17 protein-coding genes are annotated in these 21,750 nt (G+C 71.2%); 4 read left to right on the top strand and 13 right to left on the bottom strand.

What is annotated here, in order from left to right; all coding sequences use genetic code 11:
* Positions 1-70: 70 nt before the first annotated feature.
* From hutH to ACPXBU_RS11510, 6 genes are read right to left on the bottom strand one after another with little or no spacing between them, the layout of a single operon-like run.
* Entirely contained in the window at positions 71-1,609 is a 1,539-nt protein-coding gene (gene hutH / locus ACPXBU_RS11535; protein ID WP_425758026.1) for a histidine ammonia-lyase, read from the bottom strand.
* Complete coding sequence (gene hutI, locus ACPXBU_RS11530; protein ID WP_393366962.1) at positions 1,606-2,805, bottom strand: imidazolonepropionase; 1,200 nt, start codon at positions 2,803-2,805, stop codon at positions 1,606-1,608. The genes hutH and hutI overlap by 4 nt, the downstream gene beginning before the upstream one ends.
* Complete coding sequence (locus tag ACPXBU_RS11525; RefSeq protein ID WP_425758025.1) at positions 2,802-4,169, bottom strand: formimidoylglutamate deiminase; 1,368 nt, start codon at positions 4,167-4,169, stop codon at positions 2,802-2,804. Before ACPXBU_RS11525 ends, hutI begins: the two co-directional genes overlap by 4 nt.
* Positions 4,160-5,362 carry an allantoate amidohydrolase gene (locus ACPXBU_RS11520; protein WP_425758024.1) on the bottom strand — a complete coding sequence of 401 codons (1,203 nt, stop codon included), beginning with the start codon at positions 5,360-5,362 and terminating at the stop codon, positions 4,160-4,162. Before ACPXBU_RS11520 ends, ACPXBU_RS11525 begins: the two co-directional genes overlap by 10 nt.
* Before the next feature lie 55 nt (positions 5,363-5,417).
* A complete protein-coding gene (gene hutU, locus ACPXBU_RS11515) occupies positions 5,418-7,103 on the bottom strand; it encodes a urocanate hydratase (protein WP_425758023.1) in 1,686 nt (561 codons plus the stop codon).
* A gap of 16 nt (positions 7,104-7,119) precedes the next feature.
* Positions 7,120-7,971, bottom strand: coding sequence for a MurR/RpiR family transcriptional regulator (locus ACPXBU_RS11510; RefSeq protein WP_425758022.1), 852 nt, complete (start codon positions 7,969-7,971; stop codon positions 7,120-7,122).
* Between the two features lie 161 nt (positions 7,972-8,132).
* Here ACPXBU_RS11510 and ACPXBU_RS11505 point away from each other — a divergent pair, with 161 nt between their 5' ends.
* From ACPXBU_RS11505 to ACPXBU_RS11490, 4 genes are all read left to right on the top strand, one after another.
* A complete protein-coding gene (locus ACPXBU_RS11505) occupies positions 8,133-9,323 on the top strand; it encodes a hypothetical protein (RefSeq protein WP_393366969.1) in 1,191 nt (396 codons plus the stop codon).
* An 86-nt stretch (positions 9,324-9,409) separates the two neighbouring features.
* Positions 9,410-10,945, top strand: a complete 1,536-nt coding sequence (locus ACPXBU_RS11500) for an O-antigen ligase family protein (protein WP_425758021.1) — start codon at positions 9,410-9,412, stop codon at positions 10,943-10,945.
* Between the two features lie 141 nt (positions 10,946-11,086).
* A complete protein-coding gene (locus ACPXBU_RS11495; protein ID WP_393366973.1) occupies positions 11,087-12,652 on the top strand; it encodes a DUF2142 domain-containing protein in 1,566 nt (521 codons plus the stop codon).
* A gap of 258 nt (positions 12,653-12,910) precedes the next feature.
* Positions 12,911-13,369 carry a GtrA family protein gene (locus ACPXBU_RS11490; RefSeq protein ID WP_393366975.1) on the top strand — a complete coding sequence of 153 codons (459 nt, stop codon included), beginning with the start codon at positions 12,911-12,913 and terminating at the stop codon, positions 13,367-13,369.
* Positions 13,370-13,408: 39 nt separating this feature from the next.
* Here the strand turns inward: ACPXBU_RS11490 and ACPXBU_RS11485 are convergent, their stop codons facing one another.
* From ACPXBU_RS11485 to ACPXBU_RS11455, 7 genes are all read right to left on the bottom strand, one after another.
* Positions 13,409-15,016 (bottom strand): hypothetical protein, encoded by a 1,608-nt coding sequence (locus ACPXBU_RS11485; RefSeq protein ID WP_425758020.1) that lies wholly within the window; start codon positions 15,014-15,016, stop codon positions 13,409-13,411.
* A gap of 55 nt (positions 15,017-15,071) precedes the next feature.
* Positions 15,072-16,370 (bottom strand): acyltransferase family protein, encoded by a 1,299-nt coding sequence (locus ACPXBU_RS11480; RefSeq protein WP_425758019.1) that lies wholly within the window; start codon positions 16,368-16,370, stop codon positions 15,072-15,074.
* 113 nt (positions 16,371-16,483) lie between these two features.
* Entirely contained in the window at positions 16,484-17,341 is an 858-nt protein-coding gene (locus ACPXBU_RS11475; RefSeq protein ID WP_393366980.1) for a glycosyltransferase family 2 protein, read from the bottom strand.
* Positions 17,341-18,255, bottom strand: a complete 915-nt coding sequence (locus ACPXBU_RS11470) for a glycosyltransferase family 2 protein (RefSeq protein ID WP_393366982.1) — start codon at positions 18,253-18,255, stop codon at positions 17,341-17,343. The genes ACPXBU_RS11475 and ACPXBU_RS11470 overlap by 1 nt, the downstream gene beginning before the upstream one ends.
* A gap of 64 nt (positions 18,256-18,319) precedes the next feature.
* Positions 18,320-19,399, bottom strand: coding sequence for a glycosyltransferase family 4 protein (locus ACPXBU_RS11465; RefSeq protein WP_393366984.1), 1,080 nt, complete (start codon positions 19,397-19,399; stop codon positions 18,320-18,322).
* On the bottom strand, positions 19,396-20,247 hold the full coding sequence (locus ACPXBU_RS11460) for a glycosyltransferase (protein WP_393366986.1): 852 nt from the start codon (positions 20,245-20,247) through the stop codon (positions 19,396-19,398). The genes ACPXBU_RS11465 and ACPXBU_RS11460 overlap by 4 nt, the downstream gene beginning before the upstream one ends.
* Position 20,248: 1 nt before the next feature.
* The gene (locus ACPXBU_RS11455) at positions 20,249-21,517 is read right to left on the bottom strand and encodes a hypothetical protein (protein ID WP_393366988.1); all 1,269 of its coding nucleotides are present in this window, start codon (positions 21,515-21,517) and stop codon (positions 20,249-20,251) included.
* Positions 21,518-21,750 lie beyond the last annotated feature (233 nt).

The raw sequence follows: 21,750 nt of genomic DNA, 5'->3' as shown, positions 1-21,750 counted from the left end.
CGCGGGGGGGTGTGGGGGGGTGGTGCGGGCGGCCGCCCGCCCGGGGGCGCCCCACACCCCCCGACGGAGGTCAGCCCAGCGGGCCGAGCTCCCGTTCGATGGCGGCCCGCAGCTCCGGCCCGGCGACGACCGCTCGGGCCGCCTCCATCACCGGGGCGAGGAACACGTCCGGGCCGGGCTCACCAGCCGCCGGGCCGAGCGCGGCGACGGCCGCCCGACCGGCCGGGGACGGCTCCAGCGGGGCGCGCAGTTGCAGGCCGCGTACGCCGGCCAGCAGCTCGACCGCCAGCAGACTTGTGAGGTTGTCCAGCACGGTGCGCAGCTTCTTGGCCGCCGCCCAGCCCATCGAGACGTGATCCTCCTGCATCCCGCTCGTGGGAAGGGAGTCCACCGACGCCGGAGCGGCCAGCCGACGGTTCTCGGCGACGATCCCGGCGGCCGTGTACTGGGCGATCATCAGCCCGGAGTTGACCCCGGCGTCGGGGGAGAGGAACGCCGGCAGTTCCCGGGAGCGGGTGACGTCGAGCAGCCGGTCCACCCGCCGCTCGGCGATCGCGCCCACCTCGGCGGCGGCGATGGCGAGGAAGTCCGCGGCGAAGCCGAGCGGCGCGCCGTGGAAGTTGCCCGTCGACTCGACCCGCCCGTCCGGCAGCACCACCGGGTTGTCCACCACGGACACCAACTCCCGGCCCGCGACCGTACGGACGAAGTCCAGGGTGTCGCGGGCCGCGCCGGCCACCTGCGGGGCGCAGCGCATCGAGTACGCGTCCTGCACGGCGTGCGCCAGGTCGTCGCGGTGCGAGTCCATCACCCGGGAGTCCTGCAACAGCCGGTGGATGTTCGCCGCCGACGCCGCCTGACCGGGGTGCGGCCGGATGGCGTGCAGCTCGGGCAGGAACGGCCGCTCGGAGCCGAGCATCGCCTCGATGGCGAGCGCGGCCGTCACGTCGGCCATGGCGAACAGGTGCGCCGCGTCGTGGATGGCCAGCAGCAGCATGCCGAGCATGCCGTCGGTGCCGTTGATCAGCGCCAGCCCCTCCTTGGCGGCCAGCTCGATCGGCGTGAGCCCGGCGGCGGTCAGCGCGTCCGCCGCGTCCTGGCGTTCGCCGCCGGGCCCGAGGACCCAGCCCTCGCCGAGCAGCACCAGCGCGCAGTGCGCCAGCGGCGCCAGGTCACCGGAGGCGCCCAGCGAGCCGTGCTCCGGCACCCACGGGGTGATGTCGTGGTTGAGCAGGTCGACAAGGGCCTCCGCGACAAGCGGCCGGACCCCGGAGCGGCCCAGCGCGAGGGACCGGACCCGCAGCAGCATCATGGCCCGGACCACCTCGCGCGGCATCGAGGCGCCCACCCCGGCGGCGTGCGAGCGGATCAGCGCGTGTTGCAGCTCGGCCCGCCGCTGCGGGGCGATGAAGGTGTTGGCCAGCGCCCCGAAACCGGTGGAGACCCCGTAGACGGGGCGGCCCGACGACTCGATGCCGTCCACGATGGCCCGACTGGTCGCCATGGCCTCGATGGTGGCCGGGGCGAGGACGACAGTGGCGGTGCCGCGGGCCACCGCGAGCACGTCCTCGGCGGCGATCCCGGTGGGTTGGATGGTCACGTTCGTCATTGCGGAACTCCGTTGCGTATTACCTGGCGGATCAGTGGGACACCGGGCCGGTAGGCCAGGTGCAGGTAGGACGGCGCGTCCAAGATCATGAGGTCGGCCCGCGCGCCGGGGACGAGCACGCCGATGTCGTCGCGGCGCAGGGCCCGCGCGCCGCCGGCGGTCGCGGCCCAGACCGCCTCCGCCGGGGTCATCCGCATCTCACGGACCGCCAGGGCCACGCAGAACGCCATCGACGAGGTGTACGACGAGCCGGGGTTGCAGTCCGTCGCCAGCGCCACCGTGACACCGGCGTCGAGCAGCCGCCGGGCGTCCGGGTACGGCGAGCGGGTGGAGAACTCCGCGCCGGGCAGCAGGGTCGCGACAGTGCTGCTGTGCGGGCCCTCGTGGCACATGCAGTCGACCAGAGACGACGCGAGCGCGTCGACGTCGGCGTCGGACAGGTAGGTGCAGTGGTCCACGCTGGCCGCGCCCAGCTCCACGCCGAGCTGCACGCCCGGCCCGGGGCCGAGCTGGTTGGCGTGCACCCGCACACCGAGCCCGACGGCCTGCCCGCAGGCCAGGATGGCCCGCGAATGATCCACGTCGAAGGCGCCCCGCTCGCAGAACACGTCGATCCACTTCGCGTGCGGCGCGGCGGCGGCCAGCATCGGCCCGCAGACCAGCCCGACGTAGTCGTCCGGGCGGTCGGCGTACTCGGCGGGGACCACGTGCGCGCCGAGGAACGTGGTGTCCTCGGTGACCTCGGCGGCGATCCGCAGGGAGCGGGCCTCGTCGGCGACGGTCAGCCCGTACCCACTCTTGATCTCCATGGTCGTGGTGCCCTGGCGCAGCGCCTCCCCGCGCAGCCGGCGCACGGTGGCCCGCAGCTCGTCGTCGGTGGCGGCCCGGGTCGCGCCGACGGTGGTGCGGATGCCGCCGCCGGTGTAGGGCTCACCGGCCATCCGGGCGGCGAACTCGGCCGCCCGATCCCCGGCGAAGACCAGGTGGGCGTGGCTGTCCACGAAGCCGGGCAGCACGGCGGCCCCACCGACGTCGAGTCGCCGGTCGGCGGCCGGCGCGGTCGCGGACGGCCCGACCCAGGCCACCCGACCCTCCTCGACGAGCACCGCGGCATCCCGGCGAATGCCCAGCGGGCGCGTGCCGGGGCCGTTGGTGACCAACTCCCCGATGTTGTCGACGAGCAGACTGCCGCTCATTGGCGTGTCACCGCCTCGATAGCGGCGGCCAACTCGGCCGGCACGTCCACGCTCAGGTGCTGGCCCTCGGCCACCACCACGCGGCCGTCGACGAGCACCTGCGCGACGTCACCGGCGGTGGCCGCGAAGAACAGACCCACCGGCGGCACACCGGCGGTACGGGGGCCGTCCAGCCGTACCGTCACCAGGTCGGCGCGGGCACCGACGGCGATCCGGCCGGCGTCGGCCCAGCCCAGGGCGGCGTGCCCGGTGACGCTTGCCGCCGTCAGCAGGTCGGCGGGTGCGAAGTGGCCACGGCGGCGGGTTCGCAGCCGTTCGTCCAGCTCCACCGCGCGGGCCTCCTCGAACAGGTCGATGACGGCATGGCTGTCGCTGCCCAGGCTCAACCGGATTCCCGCGTCGGCCATCCGGCGGGCCGGGCCGATCCCGTCGGCGAGGTCCCGCTCGGTGGTCGGGCAGAGGCACACCCCGGTCCGGCTGTCCCCGAGCACTGTCAGGTCGGCGCTCGTCGGGTGCGTGGCGTGCACGGCGGTGGTGTCCGGCCCGAGCACGCCGTGCTCGGCCAGCAACGCGGTGGGCGTACGCCCGTGCACCGCCCGGCACTCGTCGTTCTCGGCGGGCTGCTCGGAGAGGTGCACGTGCAGCGGCGCCCGCCGGTCCCGGGCCCAGTCGGCGACCGTGCGGAGCTGGTCGGCCGGAACCGCCCGCACCGAGTGCACCGCCGCGCCGACCCGCACGTGCGAGTCCGCCGGCTGGAACGCCGCCACCCGCTCGGCCCAGCGGGCCGCGTCGCCGTCACCGAAGCGGCGCTGCGGCCCGGCGAGGGCCTGACCGTCCACGCTGGAGGTCAGGTAACAGGCGTCCAGCAGGGTGAGCCGGATCCCGGCGTGCGCGGCCGCCTCCACAAGCGCCGCGCCCATCGCGTTCGGGTCGTCGTAGGCGCCACCGTCGGGCCGGTGGTGCAGATAGTGGAACTCGCCCACACACGTGATCCCGGCGAGCGCCATCTCGGCGTAGACCGCGCGGGCCAGGGCGAGGTAGGTGTCCGGGTCCAGCCGGTCCGCCACCGCGTACATCTGGTCCCGCCAGGTCCAGAAGTCGCCCCGACCGCCGTGGGTACGCCCGCGCAGCGCCCGGTGGAAGGCGTGCGAGTGCACGTTTGCCAGGCCGGGCAGGGTCAGGCCGGGCAGCGGCACGGCGTCGGCGTACACGTCGACCCCGGCCGGTGGCCTGCTGCCGGGGGTCAGCGGCGTCACCGCCGTGATCCGGCCGTCCTCGACCTCGATCAGCACGTCGGGAGTCGGTTCGGCGTGCTCGGGCAGCCAGGCGTACTCGGCGAGCCAGCGGGCGGGTGTCACAGGCATGTCAGCTCCTCCAGCACCCGGGCCAGCGCGCGTACCCCGGCGGCGCAGTCGTCGTCGGTCGCGGCCTCGGCGGGGGAGTGCGACACCCCGGTCGGGTTACGGACGAACAGCATCGCCGTGGGCAGGTGCGCGGCGAGCACCCCGGCGTCGTGCCCGGCACCGGTCGGCAGCACCGGCGCGTCCAGCAGCGTGGCCAGCCGTCCGGCCAGACCGCCGTCGAACGCGACAAGCGGCGTCGCCGACTCCTCGGTGACAGTCACCGCCGTACCGTCGCGGCGGGCGCGCTCGGTGAGCTTGCCCCACACCGCCTCGACAAGCCCGGACAGCGTCTGCGCGTCGGCGGCCCGCGCGTCCAGCCAACCGGTCACCTTCGACGGGATCGCGTTCGTGGCGTTGGGCTCGACGGCGACCCGGCCCACGGTGGCGTGCGCGTCGCGCAGCCGGGCCTCCTTGTTGGCCGCCAGCACCGTGAACGCGTACGTGAGCATCGGGTCGCGGCGGTCGGCCATCCGGGTCGTACCCGCGTGGTTGCCCTCGCCGACGACCTCGAAGCGCCACCGGCCGTGCGGCCAGATCGCGCTCGCCACCGCGACCGGCGCGTCCGTCCCGACAAGCGCGCGGCCCTGCTCGACGTGCAGCTCCACGAACGCGCCGATCCGGCCCAACAGCTCCGGGCGGGCGCCCGCCGGCCGCCCGCTGAGCGCCTCGGCGAAGCTCACCCCGGCCGCGTCGCGCAGGCCGGCCGCGCGTTCGGCCGACAGCGCCCCGGTGAGCAGCCGCGACCCCAGACACGGTACGCCGAAGCGCGCGCCCTCCTCCTCCACGAACGCCGCGAGCACCAGCGGGCGGTTCGGGGTGACACCGCGGGCGCGTAGCTCGTCCACGGCGAGGAACGCGCTGACGATGCCGAGCGGCCCGTCGTACGCCCCGCCGTGCGGCACGGAGTCGAAGTGGCTGCCGGTGAGCACCGCGTCGGATGCCCGCGGGTCACCCCAGTGGGCGAAGAGGTTGCCGTTGCCGTCCTCGCTGACGGGCATGCCGCGGCGCTCGGCCTGTGCCCGGAACCAGGCGCGCAGCTCCCGCTCCGGCTCGGTCAACGCGTACCGCAGGTAGCCGCCGCTGTCGGCGTCCCGCCCGACCGGCGCGATCTCGTCCCACAACGCCCGGAACCGGCCGGGCAGGTCGTCGCTCACGCTCTGCTCCTGGTGTTCGCGACTGCGGGGCTCCGCTGCGCTGCACTCCTCGCGCTCACGCGGATCCCTCGGCCATGGGCGTGCGGAGGCCGGTGCGGGCCGCCACGTCGCGGGCGATGTCGTAGCCGGCGTCGACGTGCCGGATCACGCCCATCGCCGGGTCGTTGGTGAGCACCCGCTCGATCTTCTGCCCGGCGAGGGCGGTGCCGTCGGCGACGCAGACCTGCCCGGCGTGGATCGACCGGCCGATGCCCACCCCGCCGCCGTGGTGGATGGACACCCAGGAGGCGCCGCTGGCCGTGTTGACAAGGGCGTTGAGCAGCGGCCAGTCGGCGATCGCGTCGGAGCCGTCGGCCATTGCCTCGGTCTCCCGGTACGGGCTGGCCACGCTGCCGGCGTCCAGGTGGTCCCGCCCGATGACGACCGGGGCGGAGAGTTCACCGGAGGCGACCATCTCGTTGAACCGCACACCCGCCCGGTCCCGCTCGCCGTAGCCGAGCCAGCAGATCCGGGCCGGCAGGCCCTGGAAGGCGACCCGCTCGCCGGCCAGCCTGATCCACCGGGCCAACGGCTCGTTGTCCGGGAACAACTCCAGGATGGCCCGGTCGGTGGCCGCGATGTCGGCCGGGTCGCCGGAGAGCGCCGCCCACCGGAACGGGCCCCTGCCCTCGGAGAACAACGGCCGGATGTACGCGGGCACGAAACCGGGGAAGTCGAAGGCGCGCTGGTATCCGGCGAGCTGTGCCTCGCCGCGGATCGAGTTGCCGTAGTCGAAGACCTCGGCGCCGGCGTCCAGGAAGCCGACCATGGCCTCGACGTGCGTCGCCATCGACGCGCGGGCCCGGTCGGTGAACTCGGCCGGCTTCGCCCGCGCGTAGTCCCGGGCGTCGGCCAGCTCCACCCCCACCGGCAGGTACGACAGCGGGTCGTGGGCGCTTGTCTGGTCGGTCACGACGTCGACCTCGACACCGCGACGCAGCAACTCGGGGAACACCTCGGCGGCGTTGCCGACCACGCCGACGGAGAGCGCGCGTCGGTCCCGCTTCGCGTCGAGCACCCGTCGTACCGCGTCGTCGAGCGAGTCGGCGACCTCGTCCAGGTAGCGGTCGTGCACCCGCCGGTCGAGCCGGGTGCGGTCCACGTCGACGATCAGGCAGACGCCGCCGTTCATGGTGACCGCGAGCGGCTGCGCGCCGCCCATCCCACCGCAGCCGGCGGTCAGTGTGAGCGTGCCCGCGAGGTCGCCCCCGCTGAGCCCCTGCCCGTCGCCGCGGGCGCCGGCGATCTTCGCGGCCACCGCCGCGAACGTCTCGTAGGTGCCCTGGAGGATGCCCTGGGTGCCGATGTAGATCCACGAACCGGCGGTCATCTGCCCGTACATGGTCAGGCCGAGCTGCTCCAACCGGCGAAACTCCGGCCAGGTCGCCCAGTCGCCGACCAGGTTGGAGTTGGCCAGCAGCACCCGGGGCGCCCACTCGTGGGTCCGCAGCACGCCCACCGGGCGGCCGGACTGCACGAGCATCGTCTCGTCCTCGCGCAGGTCGGTGAGCGTGCGGACCAACGCGTGGTACGACGGCCAGTCCCGGGCCGCCTTCCCGGTGCCGCCGTAGACGACCAGGTCGTCGGGGCGCTCGGCCACCTCCGGGTCGAGGTTGTTCATCAACATCCGCAGGGCGGCCTCCTGCTGCCACCCGCGGGCGGTGAGCTGGTTGCCCCGTGCGGCACGGACGGGCTGGGTCATCTCGGGTCTCCTCCGGTCATCCGCGGAACAACTGACGGCGGGCCGCGGAGGCCTCGAACGCCTCCAGTCGGCGTTGGGTGTCGGCCGGTGCGGCGTCGCAGATCGCCTGTAACAACACCATGGCCAGGGTCATCGGGGCGGTGTGCAGGTCGAAGACGAGCTGCGCGCCGACCGCCGCCGACAGCACCACGTCGGCGTGCTCGGTGGCGGGGCTGACCGGTGAGTCGGTGATCGCCACCACGGTCAGCCCGGCGTCGCGGGCTTCGCGGAGCGCGTCCATGGTCTCCCGGGGGTAGCGGGGCAGGACGAAGGCGAGCAGGGCCGACGCCCCGGCTTCGGCGGCCTGCTCCAGGCGGTCGGTGAGCAGGCTGCCGCCGTCGTCGAGCACCCGCACGTCCGGGTGCACCTTCGCCGCGAAGTAGGCGAAGTACGCGGCCAGCGGCGCGGCGGCGCGCAGGCCGAGCACCGGCAGCGGGCGGCTCCGGGCGAGTAACCGCCCGGTCTCGGCGATCCGTTCGGTGTCGGCGAGCTGGCCGGCCAGCCGGTCCAGGTTTCCCATCTCCGCGCGTACCGCCTGCTGTAGTTCGTTGCCGGCGTCGTCCGATCCGGCCGGCGCCGCGACGGTCAGGTCCCGCAGCCGGCGGCGCAGCGCCGGGTATCCGTCGTGGCCGAGCGCGACGGCGAACCGGGTGACCGACGGCTGGCTGACCCCGGCCAGCTCGGCGACCTCGGCGGCGGACAGGTACGCCACGGCGGGAGCGTGCTGCACGAGGCAGTGCGCGATCCGGCGCTGGGTGGGAGTCAGCCGCACCCCGTCGAACAGGTCGAGCACCTGCTCGACCGACACCCCGACAGCTCCTTCATTCACGCCGTGACTCTATGCATGAAAACTTTCAACGGGCAACACCGGTGCGGCGTACGAGCGGCTTCCGCCGGCCGTCGCACCGCCACGGGCACGCGGTGAAGGCGGCCCGCCGTGCTCGGTGCGGATCGGTACTATCCCGACGGCAGTTCGACAGAGGAGTGCGCATGCAGCCGGAAAGTCCCTACAGATTCACCCACGCGCTCGGCGCGTCTCCGGTGGGGAAGGCGTGGGCCGCTGTCGACGAGCAGGGGCGACCCAGGACTGTCGTCCTGCTGGACAGACCCGCTGCGGCGGACCCGCGCTGGCGCGACGCCTTCGCCTACGCCGTCCGGATGTTGGCTGACGCGCCCGGCGGCTCCCCCTACGAGGAGGCCGACCTGACCGCGGCGAACCCGTGGGTTGCCTACGGCGACGACCAGGGTGACGCCCCGCAGCGCCTGTTCGGGCTGCTGCAGCAGGACTACCGGATCGAGAACCTCAACGCGCCGGTCAGTGCTCCGGCCGCGCCGGTCAGTGGCACTCCCGTGTCTGCCGGCGGCCCGACCGAAGACCTGCCGCGTGGCACGCAGGACGCGCTTGTGGGGTCGACACAGCAGTTGGCGCTGTATCCGCAGGTGCCGTGGAGGGCCGAGCCGTCCCCACCGATCTCGGCGGTGCCCTCGTCCGGAGGGCTGACCCCGTACGACCGTGAGCCAGCGATGTCCGGTCGGCGGATCGCACCGGTCCGGGTCGTCCGGAAAGGCCTGAGCTGGACGTGGATCGCCGGTGGGCTGGCGCTCGCGCTCGTCGCCGGCGTCGCGGGTTACGCCCTGCGCGGGAGCGCCGACGAGAGTGCCTCCCCCTCGCCGTCCGGGACCGCCTCCCTCTCGCCCTTCAAGGCGACCCAGCTCTCGATCAACAAGGCGAAGTTCGTCGGCGATCTGGCCCCGCTGGGCGAGCCGTGGCTGGCCGACATCGGCGGCTGTACGGTCTACAACAGTGCCGGTGGTCCGCCGTTGCCGCCGAACGAGGAGCGCCACATCTCCTGCCCCTACGGTGGCCTGTGGCTGCACTTCGTGCTCTATCCGGAACGGCCCCAGAAGGACCTGGCCCGCACGAACCGCCAGCAGCTCAACGCCGTTGCCGGTGCGTTCGCCCCCGGCCTGAAGGGGGCGACCCAGACGACCGGAGGCACGACCGGGGCGGCCGGCAGCTACGTCGAGTACGCCTACAAGGCCACGGACGGCCAGGCGGTCTGCGGCCTCTGGTGGGACCGGGACGACGTCGACGGCGCTTTCTTCCTCGAAACGCCCTGTGAGACCGGCATCGGGGGCAACTGGGAGGCGCTGCGTGACGTGTGGCGTCGGTACAGTTGACACCCGACGCGCGACCTCGAGGCCTGGGCAGCGATTTTCCCGAAGGCCGGCGCCCGATCTCGCCGGCTGATCCGTACTATCGCACGGTGCGAGTGTTGACTGACCGGCTCAACGACATGGGGCGCCCCGCGCGCTTCCTCAGCTCGTGCCTCCTACTGCTGGCAGTTGCGTTCCTGGTGGTCGGCAGGTGGGATCTCGCGCTCGCCGTGGGTGCCGGCGCCCTGCTGGGCTGGGCGCTGTGGGAGCCGGTCCGCATCACCTGGGCCATCTTCGTGGTGGCATTCCTGGTCCCGGTGACAGTCGATTTCGGTTACCCGACAAATCCCTCGTACACGCTGTTGCTCGTCCTCTTCGTCCTCGCGGTCTGGGGGCGTCTGCACCGCGCCGAACGCGACGGATGGCCGCCGCGGGTGCTCGGCGCGGTCCTCCTGCTCCCGCTCTGCGCCGTGATCGCGGGCCTGGCGCACTGGCACGGGATCAAGCCGGTGGTGGTCGGCGCCGCGCCGCTGTTGTGCTTCGGCGTCCTGGGCTGGCATCTCGTCGAGGAAGCGCGTCGTGACCCGAAGCTGATCCTGCGCATCGCCGAGGCGTTCACCTGGGTCAGCGTCGCCGTCGCGGTGTTCGCCAAGTACCAGACCGTCACCGGCACGTGGCCTTTCTTCGACCAGTTCGCGTACGACTGGACCTACACGTCGGCGTTCGACCCGACCCGGGCGGCGGGGATCTTCGGTCACCCGATCGTCTACGGCTCCTTCGCCATGGCCATGGCGCTCGTGGCACTGACCATTCGGGGCCGCTACTGGTACATCCCCTTCACCGCCAACCTCGTGGGGCTGGTGCTGTCGGGCACGCGGAGCGCCTGGGTGGGCCTGGTCCTCGCGCTCGGGATCTGGTTGGTCCTGCAGCTCCGTAAGCTCTCCTGGCACGGCGTGCTCAGCACGGTCGCGATCGGCGCGATCGCCTTCGCCGCCGTGGCGGTCAGTCCGTCGACCTTCGGGGTCGGCCCGGACACAGAGTCCCCGGCCTGGGTCAGCCCGACGCCGACAAGCCCCGGCTCCAATCCCGGTTCGGTGAACTCCTCCCAGAACTCGGCTGGCTCGGTCGGCGTCGCGGGGTCACGAATGTCGGACCCGCTGGAGTCCGCCAGCGCGAACGCCCGTTTCAACCGCATCGACGTCGCGTGGGACGGCATCACCCGCAACTGGTCCACGGTCGTCTTCGGCAACGGACCGGAGTCCAGCGTGCGCTACCTGGAGAACGTCGGGATCAGCGACGGGCAGGCGCAGGTGCTCGACAACACCTACCTGAGCACCTGGTACAACTACGGCCTGGTCGGCCTGGTCAGCCTTCTCGGTCTGCTGCTGACGCTGTGGTGGCGTTTCCGGTCACTCGTCGCCCGACTGGTCATGGTTGGGTTCGCCGCGCAGATCTTCTTCTTCGACGTGTGGCTGTGGCTGCCCGCCGTGGCCGTACTCCTCCTGGCTGTCGGCCTGGGCGCCGCGGGTGCTGGCGGCTTCACCTGGCCGTTCCGGCGACCGGCGGGGCACACCGTAGCGAGGCAACGCACCCAGCAAGGAGAAGACCGCGCCGGGGTCGACGTGCCCGCCGGCCGCGGGCTTTGACACGGACCTTCGTGGGGCCGTCGGCGCAGGAGAATGGCGTGCCCGGTTCACGTTATGCTGCCACGCGTGTCGTCGAGCCGAGTGCAGTTGAACCAGCGTTTCGCGGGTGCGGGTAGGGCCAGGACAATCGCCTGGAGATCAGTGCCATTCGTCGCCTACTTCCTCCTGTTCGCGGCTTGGGGGCTGGCCGTTCCCTACAACGGCGCGCCGGACGAGGTAGCCCATCTGTGGCAGGGATACAGCGTGTCGTCCGGGCAGATCACACCGGATCTGGCCGCGAACGGCGCGGCCGAGCAGGTCCCGCTGAGCCTCCCGCCCGACGCCTGCTTCGCCCGCAAGCTGTCCGTCGCCGCTGATTGCGCCAGCGGCAAGCCCGGTGGTGACGAGACCCTGGTTCTGGTCGACAACTCGGCGGGTCGCTACAACCCGGCCTACTACCTGGTGACCGGCTGGCCGCTCGCCATCTCTCCGGACATGGCTGGTGTGATCGCCGCCCGACTGCTGAACGCCGCACTTGTCGCCGGCCTGTTCGGTTGGGCGACTCTGGTCGCCCTCTCGATGCGCCGACGCGGAGCGTTGGCCGGGCTGATCGTCGCGCTCACGCCGATGACCGCCCACCTCGGCGGAGCGGTCAATCCGAACGGTGTGGAGATCGCCGCCGGCGCAGGCCTGGTGATGGCACTCATCGCGCTCCTGTTGGAGCCGGACGGGGCCGGTCGGTCGCGGTCCGCCTGGTGGCTTGCCGGTGTCGCGGGCATCGTGATGCTGAACGTGCGATCGGCTGGCCCACTCTGGTTCGCGATCATCGTGGCCGTCCTGCTGGTGCCGCTCGGCCGGTCCCGTTATGTGGCCCTGGTTCGCAACCGCCGCACGTGGTGGCTCGCGGGGGTCTGGGCGGTGGCCGGGCTGGTCGGCGTCGCCTGGACCCTGTGGCGACGCACGCAGGAGATCGTCCCGTTTCCACCGGACGCGCCGCTGGGCATGGACGACATCCTGAAGTACGAGTTCATCCGGGAGTTGCCGGCCACACTCGCCGAACTGGTCGGCGTGATGGGCTGGCTCGACACGTCGCTCCCCGTTGTGGTCCACCTCGCGTGGTGGATGGCCCTCGGCGTCGTGGTCCTGCTCGCCCTCGCCGTCGGGCGACCTGTCGACAGGTGGCGGGTGCTGGGGCTGGCCGGCCTGGGACTTGTCGTGCCGATCCTGCTCGAGGCCTTCAACGTCAACGAGTACGGGTTCATCTCGCAGGGTCGGTACCTGCTGCCCATGCTCGTGGGTGTGCCGATCCTCGCCGGTTATCTGTTGGCCGACCGCATCCCGTTCGACCTGGCCCCGCGTTTGGCTCGGCTCTTCGCGATCGTCCTCCTGCCGATGCATCTCGTTGCCCTCTGCTTCACGATGATTCGGTATCAGCGAGGCATCCCCGTCGACAAGCCCCCGTCCTTCAACCCGATCGGTGGATCGTGGCAACCGGCGGTGGGCTCGATTCTTCCGATCGCCATGGCCGTGGGCGCCGCCATCCTGTTCGTCGTCTATTACTCCATCGGCCTGAGAGGGCTCGGGCCAGACGTGATCCACGAAGATGGTCACTCGGGTGACCCCGCGGCACCAGGGCGCGACCTGGTCGACGTGGCCTCCGAACCGGCGTCCGGCAAGACGGAACGGCCCGGCGCGCACGACGCTCCGATACCGGCGCTGCCCAACTGATCCTGCTGGGGCCTTAGGCATACCGAGAACGCGAAGAAGGGGCGGACCGGGAAGACCCGGTCCGCCCCTTCTCGTCTCGCCGCAGCGCGACTTCGGCGTGGCTCTGATCGGATGAGAGCCGGCCACCGAAACTGCTTGCGGGATGCTTTGCCGCGGCTGGAATTCCACCTTTTCCGGACCATTTATCGGGCTCGGAGCGTCCGTTCCTAACGGGAACCCCATTCACTCCAGCACGATCGGCACCCGTAGAATCCGCCCGTGACCCTCCCCGTGAACTCCTCCGCCGAGGCGCCGATCACCCGCACTCGCACGCGTCCGTGGTTGATCGCGTTCAGTCTGGCCAGGTTTGTTACCACCGGCGGGGCGAGCTTTGCAGTCGACGCGGGGACGCTCTGGGTGTTGCATGGTCTGTTCGACGTGTGGCTGCCGGCCGCGACCCTGTGCGGCGTTGTCCTCTCGTTCGTGCTCAACTTCGTGCTCAACCGGCAGTGGGTCTTTGCTGCCAACGGCTCGGCCGTCCGGCAACTGCGGCGATACCTGGTCCTGGCGGTGTCGAACTGGATCATCACGGTTTCGTCGGTGACGGCGCTCGTGGGGCTCGGCGCCCACTATCTGACCGCCCGCATCGGCGTGCTCGCCGTGATGACGGTCGTCAACTTCACCCTCTACCGGGTGTGGGTGTTCGTCCGCCCGGAGACGCCCGCCGAAGTGAATTGACGATGAACAGTCAGCAACTCGCGCGCTGTGCCGAAGGCGTCAGTTCTCGCTGACCACGACAACCGGCTCCACCCCGTTGGTCATCTGCTCGACGCGGTAGTCGGCGAGCGCCGACTGCCAGGAGCCCACTTCCTCGCCGACGACGAAGGATCGGATCAGCCAGACACGCGCGCCGCCGCGTTCCCCGGCCAGCGTCAGCGCCCGACCAAGTCCGCCCCGAACGGCCTTCTCGTCCAACCCCGTGACCACGACCACGGAGTCGGCGGGCATGTCGACCCACCAGCCGACCGTGTTGCCGTAGGGGGCCACCAGGCCGACGTGGTCCCGGGTGGAGTAGAACGCGAAGCCGTACGCAGCCGCATAGCTCAGGACGACGACGTCGTTCTTCGCGCGGTGCGCGTTGACGTACCGGGTCTGTTCGCGGACGTCCGTCATGGCGATGGGGGTGCTTTCGAGCCCGGCCTCATCCCCGTCGAACCGGTACCACTGACTGTTGTGGACAGCGAAGGCCCCGACCAGGACCGCGCAGACCGTCGCGGTCGCGATGGTGGTCGGCAGACGGCGGTACACCCGCTGGGCGATCGCGGCTGCCAGGTGCGCCAGCCCGCCAAGTCCGACACCCGCGACCGCCGCGACTGTCACGAAGATGAAGTGCGAGGTGCGCCAATCCAACAGCGGATAGATTTTCGAGACACCCAAGGTGATCACCACTGGCGGCAGCAGAAGCACCGCAATCGCGGTGGCGGGGCGGCCCCACCGCACGAACGTCACGACGCCAACGACGAACAGGCACAGAACGAGCGACACGGGCGCGCCGAAGATCCGGGTCAGTGCCTCGCCCCGCTGCTCGAGGTATCCGGGCACCTCGCCGAGACGGGGGAAGTATGCGGCCCAGAACTCCTGCATCGGGCCGCTTCGCGCTCGTGCCGAGAAGGTGAGGTAGACGGCCGCCGCGGCGAGCGCTGCGCCGAACCCGGCCACTGTCACCTCGATGAGCCGTGCCCACTGCCGCCGAACCGCGGTGGCCAGGAACAGCCCCCCAAGCACACATGGAGCGACGATGGCGGTCGTCTGGCTGACGAACATCCCCACACCGATCGCGGCGGCGAGAATCCCCAACCGCTGCCGGGACCAACCCCGCTCCGTCCACGCGGTCAGTGCGAGCAGCCCCACCGCGACGAAGGCATCGGCGGAGTACTGCTTCAGGTCGTGACGGACCTGCTGGGTCGGAAGGAGCAGCACCGCGGCGCCGCAGACGAGGCCCGCCACGATCCCCGTACGCCGCCCCGCCGTGTGCACCAACCGACCGAGCGCGTACGCGGCGCCGACCGTGAGCGCGTGGAAGAGCAGCGTCACCACCCGCAGGTAGTCCTGGTCGGGGACCAGCCGGAGGAGGAGGCTCCACCCGATCGGGGTCGACGAGGTGGTAACCGGCAGGTCGCCGAGTGGGAACCGTACCGAAAGCGCCACCCAGGCCTCGTCGAGCCAGTACGGCGCCGTCAGCATCGTCTTGAGGTCGTGCACGACCGGGATCAGGGCGACGAGGGCGGCGACGGCGATCCAGTCCCACGGGATCGCGCGGCGTCTGGATGTGGGCTGCGACGCCAGGTCATCGCCCACCCCTCGGGGGGCAAGGTCGGTCGCCATGCGGAGCCTCTTCCTGCTGTCGACGAAACGGTCGGGCGGACGGGTCGGGTGCCCGTCAACCAACGGCTGGTGCCGTGGCCGGTGCCGGGCCGAAATCCGGTGCTCGGCCGGCCAGGGGCGACGCCGCGACGCTTCCGTTCGACGGGTTCGGGGTCATGCCGCCGTCCCGCGGGGGTGCCGGTTCCTCGGGTCGCTCCCGCAACGCCTCAGGCGTCCAGTTCTTCAGCTTCAGTGCCTGCTTCTCGACCAGATGCCAGGAGAGCACCGCGAGCCCGGTGCTGACCAGGGCGCTGACGACGAAGAAGCCGGCGAGACCGATCGCCTGGACGCCGAACTTGGCCATGACCTGTTGGGCCACGAAGGAGTAGATGTACAACCCGTACGAGTAGTCGTTGACCTTCCCGATCCGGTGCAGCGCACGCGGCAGCCGCACGGCGAGCCAGAAGATGACGTACGCGTAGGCGAGCAACCCCGGGCCGAAGAAGTTCCCGGTCGCGGCGAACCAGCCGATGACCACGAGGGAGAGCACGCCGAGCAGGTCGTTGATCGGCATCCGGTCGCTGTAGAGCTCGGCGACCCCGCCCGCGAGGAACATGAACCCGTACCAGAGGAACGAGTCCTCCCGAAGTGCGCCGAGCAGCGGAAGCGGCCCGATCTCGCCAGTCGTCCACAGCTGTTGTCCAGGCACGCCAGCCTGGTAGTAGTTCCAGCAGAGCACCCCGAAGACGACAACGAGGGCGAGGAGCGGGAGCCAGCGGAGCTGCCGACGCAGGATGGTGAGTGCGGCCAGGACGGCCACGATGAGATAGCAGAAGCACTCGTAGGCGAGGGTCCACAGCGACCCGTTGATCGTGTTGCCGCCCTGCCACCGCCAGTACGGCGTGTCGCCCACCAGAACGTCGGCGATGCCAAACTGACGCAGCCCGCCCCACCAGTTCAGTCGCAGGTAGTCCAGCACGCCACCCGGACTCCGCCACAGGCCGTCGACGGTGCCGTGCCGGTCGAGGTAGAGCAGGGGCGCGACAACCAGACCCGTGAACAGGAGGCAGACCCACAGGCCGGGCCAGATCCGCAGGGCGCGGTGCCACAGGAAGCGCGGTATCGAGCTGCGCCGGCCGGAGCGGACGATCAGGAACCCGGAGATCGCGAAGAAGCCCGCCACCGCCAAGGCTCCCAGGTCGATCCGCGGCATGAGCGGACGCCCGAAGCCGAGGGCGGCCGAGTGCGACAGCACCACGGCGAGCGCGAATGCGAGTCGGAGGGCCCCGAAGCTGTTCGCGCGCCCGCTGTAGGCCGTCGCCAGGGGAGTCGACGCCGTCGACTGCCGCACGGCGCGTTGGAGGAGTGAGAGCACTGATGACCGTCCCGAACGAGAAGAAGCACGAGTCCTGGGTAATACCTGCAACTCGAGGCACCGTGCACCGTCTATCTCGCGAAAGGATCGGTGCACTGCGGCGGGTTCGCGGCCTAGTTCGTGCCGGCCGGCTGGGTCGAGCTGGGCAGTGATCCGTCGCGCTGCGCGGGCACCGGGGTACCGATCAGGCGTGCGGCCTGCGGGTTACGCCGGGCGGCAGTCGGCAGCCCGACCACGAACTCGGGGAACAGGCCGAAGAACGTCCGCGCGCTCTGCAACTCCAGGGTGTGCGCCCGCGACCACTGGAACGAGTTCGTCGCACGGGCCCAGTGGTGGGTCCACCGCACGTCGCCGAGCAGCACCACGGGCATGTCGTGCCGCCACGCGCGCAGCCCCAGCTCGTGGTCCTCGTAGTAGAGGAAGAACCGCTCGTTCCACCCGCCCATGGCGACGAAGTCCGCGGTGCGGGCCGCGACCGCCGCGCCCATCACCCAGGCCACGTAGACGGCCTCGCCGGGGTCCGCCACCACCCGGTAGTTCGCGTGCATCTGCGACAGCGGCCAGATCTTCCGGTTGCCCAACTTGGCGGTGGCGTACGGGAAGCCACGGCCGTTGGGTTGGGGGATGCCGTCGGTCCCCAGCAGTTGGGGTGCGACAAGGCCGCCGTGCAGGTCCAGGTGGCGTTGCATCGTGACGAACCCGGCCGGCTCGATCTCCAGGTCGGGGTTGGCGAACAGCACGTACTCGCCCGCGGCCTGGCGTACGCCGACGTTGTTGGCCTTGGAGAAGCCGACGTTCTCCGGGAGCCGGATGACCCGTGCGCCCAGTTCCTCGGCCACGGCGACCGAGTCGTCAGCGGAGTCGTTGTCGACGACGATCCACTCGTACGGCTTGGCGCCGCCCCAGCACCGCCGGAGCGTGTCCGCGGAGTTGTAGGTGACCGTTACGACGCTCCACGGTTGTCCTGCCATCACGCGCTCCGAACTTTCAGATAGCTGACCAGGGATGCATAACCGAATCGCTTGCCCTTCCACTGCCGGCGCGCCGCGGGCCCCTCCACCAGGCCACGTCCCACGCCACGCAGGAAGGGTCGGAGCAGGCCCTGACGGGCCCGCCGGGCAGCCAGTGCCAGGTGTGCCAGCGCGAGAACCGGAATCGCGACGAGCATCAGCGGCCAGGTGAAGGTCCGCGCGGCGACCAGCAGTCGATTGCGGGCCAGGAGAAACGCCCGGAATCCCTGAAGCTTGTTGTCGCCCTCGACACTGTGACCGCCGGCGTGCGGGAGCATGAAGTCCAGCCGCCGGGTCCGCAGGCCCTCGGCATACATGCGGAAGGCGAGGTCGGCGTCCTCACCCCAGGCGAACAGGTGCTCGTAGAAACCGCCGAAACGGTGAAAGAGCGCGGTCGGGAAGACTGCCGCGCCGCCGGACGGACCGAGCGGGCCGCGTGGCACCGTCGCCGACCTGTCGATGAAGAGCGAGACCGGGTGCAGATCGATGCCGACGTACTCGCCGCCGTGCATCGCGAGACCCACCGCGATGGGACTCTCCGGATCCGCCTCGATGCTGGCGAAGAGACGAACCAGCGCGTCCTCCGGCAACCAGACGTCCGGGTTCAGCAGCAGCACATGGCTTGTCCGCACCGGCGCGACGGCGCGGTTGCAGCCCGCGGCGAACCCGGGGTTCGACGAGTCGGGCAGATACTCGTACCTGTCGTCGTCCAGGCACCTGGCGATGACCTTGGCGCACTCGTCCTCCGGCCAGTTGTCGGCGAAGATGAACTTCACCGGCAGCCCGTCGGCGGCGCGTACCCACGTCGGAAGCGTCTCCGCGAGCATGTCGCTGGACCGGTAGAGGACCGTGACAATCGTCAGCGTCTCTGCCACTCGGACACCCCCCTCATCGTTTGCTTGTCACGCGCGGACGATCTGTTGGCCGGCGGCGCACCCGTCACAGCAGGGACCTGTACAAGCTCTGCCACCGCTGCACACACCTGTCGAAGGCGTACTCCTGGGCGTACCACTCGGCCACCCGCTGCCCCTCGTCGACGGCCCGCCGGTTGACGGCTTCCCGGATGGCACCGGCGAGCGCCGCGGGCGCGAGGTCCGCCTGGAACGCCAGGGTGCCCGTCGCGTGTCGGGTGACCTCGGCCAGACCGCCGGCCCCGGTGTGCACCACGGGTACGCCGAGGGACAACGCCTCCAGCGCGCTGAGCCCGAAGGACTCGACCCGGGACGGCACCACGAGGCAGTCGATCTCCTGGAGGAAGTCCGCGGCGGTGACCCGGCCCACGAGGTCGAGGTTGGGCCTGGGATCGATCGCCATGGAACCCGCCCCGGCGACCTTGAAGTCCAGGTCAGGGAGGAGGGAGGCGATCTCAGGCAGGAGATCCGCGCCCTTCTCCTTCTCCAGCCGGCCGAGATAGCCGACCACCGGCCGCCGACCCGGCCCCGGCAGGTGCGCGGGCTTCGGGCTCGGCCAGGTGACGGGCAGCGGGTTCGGGATCACGTGGATGTTCTTGACGCCACCACGGTCACGCAGCTCGGCGGCCTCGAACTCGGAGACCGCCACCGTCGCGTGTGGACGGGCCCGACGCATGGCCAGGTCCAGCGTGATGTTGGACTGGATGAGCGCCTTCTGCTGGAACGACCCGGCGGTGTCCCGGTACTGCCACAGGCTGTTGTGCAGGGTGACGACGAGCGGGATCCGCCGGCGTCCCATGCTCAGCGCCGCCCGGGAGTGCATGGCGGCGGACAGCAGGTGGGCGCAGACCACGTCCGGCTGCACCTCGTCGACCAGGCGGCGGATCTCCCGCGCGTACGCGAGGTCGATCCGGCTGGTCGCGCTGAGGCTGACCCACGGCACCCCAGCCTCGCGCAGCGCGTAGCCCACCTCGTCGTCCGAGGTGGCGGCGATGACGTCGACGCCCGTTCGTGCGTGAGCCGGGATGATCTCCGTCAGGATGCGCTCGGCGCCACCGAGCTGCCGCCGTCCGGAACCACCAGTGGTGCAGACGAACAACACCTTCACGAGGTACGCAGCCCCTCGACGGCGCCCTTCGCGATGGCGCGGCGAACCGGGTTACCGCCCACCGCGGCGCGCAGCAGCACCCCGCCCACGTACGCCGTCGTGGCGATGCGACCGCGCGTGCCACCCATGGTCCGGCTCGCCCGGATGAACTCCCGGGTCCGGCGTTCGGAGATCTCCTCCTCGGACCAGCGCCGCTTGGCGGTCGCGTCGTCCTCGTGCATGATCACGGCCTCCGGCACGTACGCCAGCCCCAGACCCTGCTGGCGGACGGCCCAGCAGAGCCGCATGTCCTCGGAGTAGAAGAACGAGGTCTCGTCGACGCCGCCGATGGCGTCGAAGGTCTCGCGGCGCATGGCGACGAAGGGGCCGGTCAGCCAGTCCGCCTTCTCCGGCGGCGCGACGATCCGCAGGTTCGGCAGCACCATGCTCAGCCCGGTGGCGTGGGCGAGACCCACGCCCAGGCCCAGGAACCGCCCGCCCTCGGTCTGTGACACACCGGACGGGGTGACCACGCCCGGGAAGGCCGCGCCCACCTTCGGGTCCTCGAGAGCGGTCAGCAGGCGTGCCACGGCGTCCTCGTGCACGATGATGTCGTTGTTGGAGAGGATCACGTTCGCCCGGCTGGTGTGGCGCACGCCGAGGTTCATCCCCCGCGCGTACCCCAGGTTCGAGCCGGACTGGACGTACCGGACACCCTGCTCGGCGCAGAACGCGCTCAACGACTCCTGAATGTGCATCGAGCTGCCGTTGTCGACGACAACGATCTCCGCCTCCGCCGGCAGCGACAGGACGCAGGCGCGCGTGCGCTCAAAGTCCTCCCAGGCGAGGACAACGATCGAGACATCCATGTCAAACCGTCCCATGATTCGGCGACTGTGCTCGTCGCAGGCTTGCTCTGGAGGCGAAGGCGTGTACGGCGTAGGCGAGCGTCGAGGCGATCGCCGCCCCGATCACACCCGCCCACGGGATGATCGCAAAGTATGCGGGAATCGCGAACCCGAGGGTGATCAGTGCGACCACGGTCGTCGCCCGCTCGCCCCGCCTCTTCAACAGCAGGGCGCTCCAGCTCTTGCCGGCCGCGGTGGCCAGTGAACCGGGTAGCAGGACAAGACCGAGGATCCAGGCGTACCGGTACTCCGGCTGGAGGTAGCCCAGCACACCGAGCCCGAGGACAGCGGCCAGGGCGACCGGCAGAGCAGCGGTGACCACAGCTCGGGTGGGGTCGGGGCCGCCGTCGCCGTCCCGGCTGGCCAGGATCCGCTGCGCCCGTACGACGGCACCCGCCTGCGCGAACTCCAGCGCGGCGACCGCCAGCGCGTACACGCCGAGTGGGCCGGCGCCGACGAATCTGGCCACCAGGATCTGGTTGAACCGCAGCGTCATCATCTGGGCGAAGATCCCCAGGTGCAGGTTGCCGACGGCGGCCAGGTCGGCGCGGTAGTCCACCGCTGTCGCCTCCGGCCGTGGCGCCGGCCCGATCCGCCGGAGCATCCCCAGCACCAGGGCGCACACGGACAGCGCGCTGACCCACTGGACGACCAGCCACACCATGCTCCACAGGCCGCCGTCGAGGTAGCCGGCGAAGTACAGCGCCACGTAGCCACCGACCAGGACCGCCCCGCTCGCCGCGCGCATCGCGTAGACGACCAGGAAGCCCTTCTGGCGCAGCGCGATCGACGAGACCGTGTTGAAGATCGTCAGACCGGCCGCGGACCCCATGCCGACCAGATAGCTGCCGAGCCCGGCCACCGTGGTGAGCACCGCGGCGGCCACGACGGAGAGGAGGACCGAGGCCCCCAACATGGCGAGGACCCAGGGGCGTCCCCGGGAGAAGACCCAGCCGCCCGGACGGGACAGCAGGAAGGTGTCCAGGGACAGACCACCGACGGCCGCGCCGAGCGTCGCGCTCACCATGTTCGCGGACAGTTCACCGCGCTCCGCCGGCGGCAGGGCCACCGACAGGACCGCCGCCAGCCCGGTCAGCCCGAGAGCGCCGATGTAGAGACGTTCGGGTGCGACGAGTTTCCGCAGCAGGGCCAGCAGGCGGCGTCCGGGCGATGGTTTCGTGCCGGGGCTCGGCGACGGCCGAGCAGTATTGACCAGCGACACGCCGTCCACTCGCCCCCCATAGATGCGATTTGTGCGGGTACGACAAGTCGTACTTCGCTGGCACTTTCTACCGGACGGCCGTTGCACCTGCAATCGCCCGGTCGGCTCCACCCGATAATGCCGAAACACCTGCCGTCGACGCCAATCCGTCGGCGTAGACTCTCGGACCCGTGAGGATCCTCGTCACCGGCGGAGCCGGATTCATCGGGTCGGAGTACGTTCGCCTGCTGCTGGGCAAGCCC

Source organism: Micromonospora sp. DT231 (assembly GCF_049847025.1).
Lineage (GTDB): Bacteria > Actinomycetota > Actinomycetes > Mycobacteriales > Micromonosporaceae > Micromonospora.
This window is presented reverse-complemented; position numbering and strand designations above follow the sequence as displayed.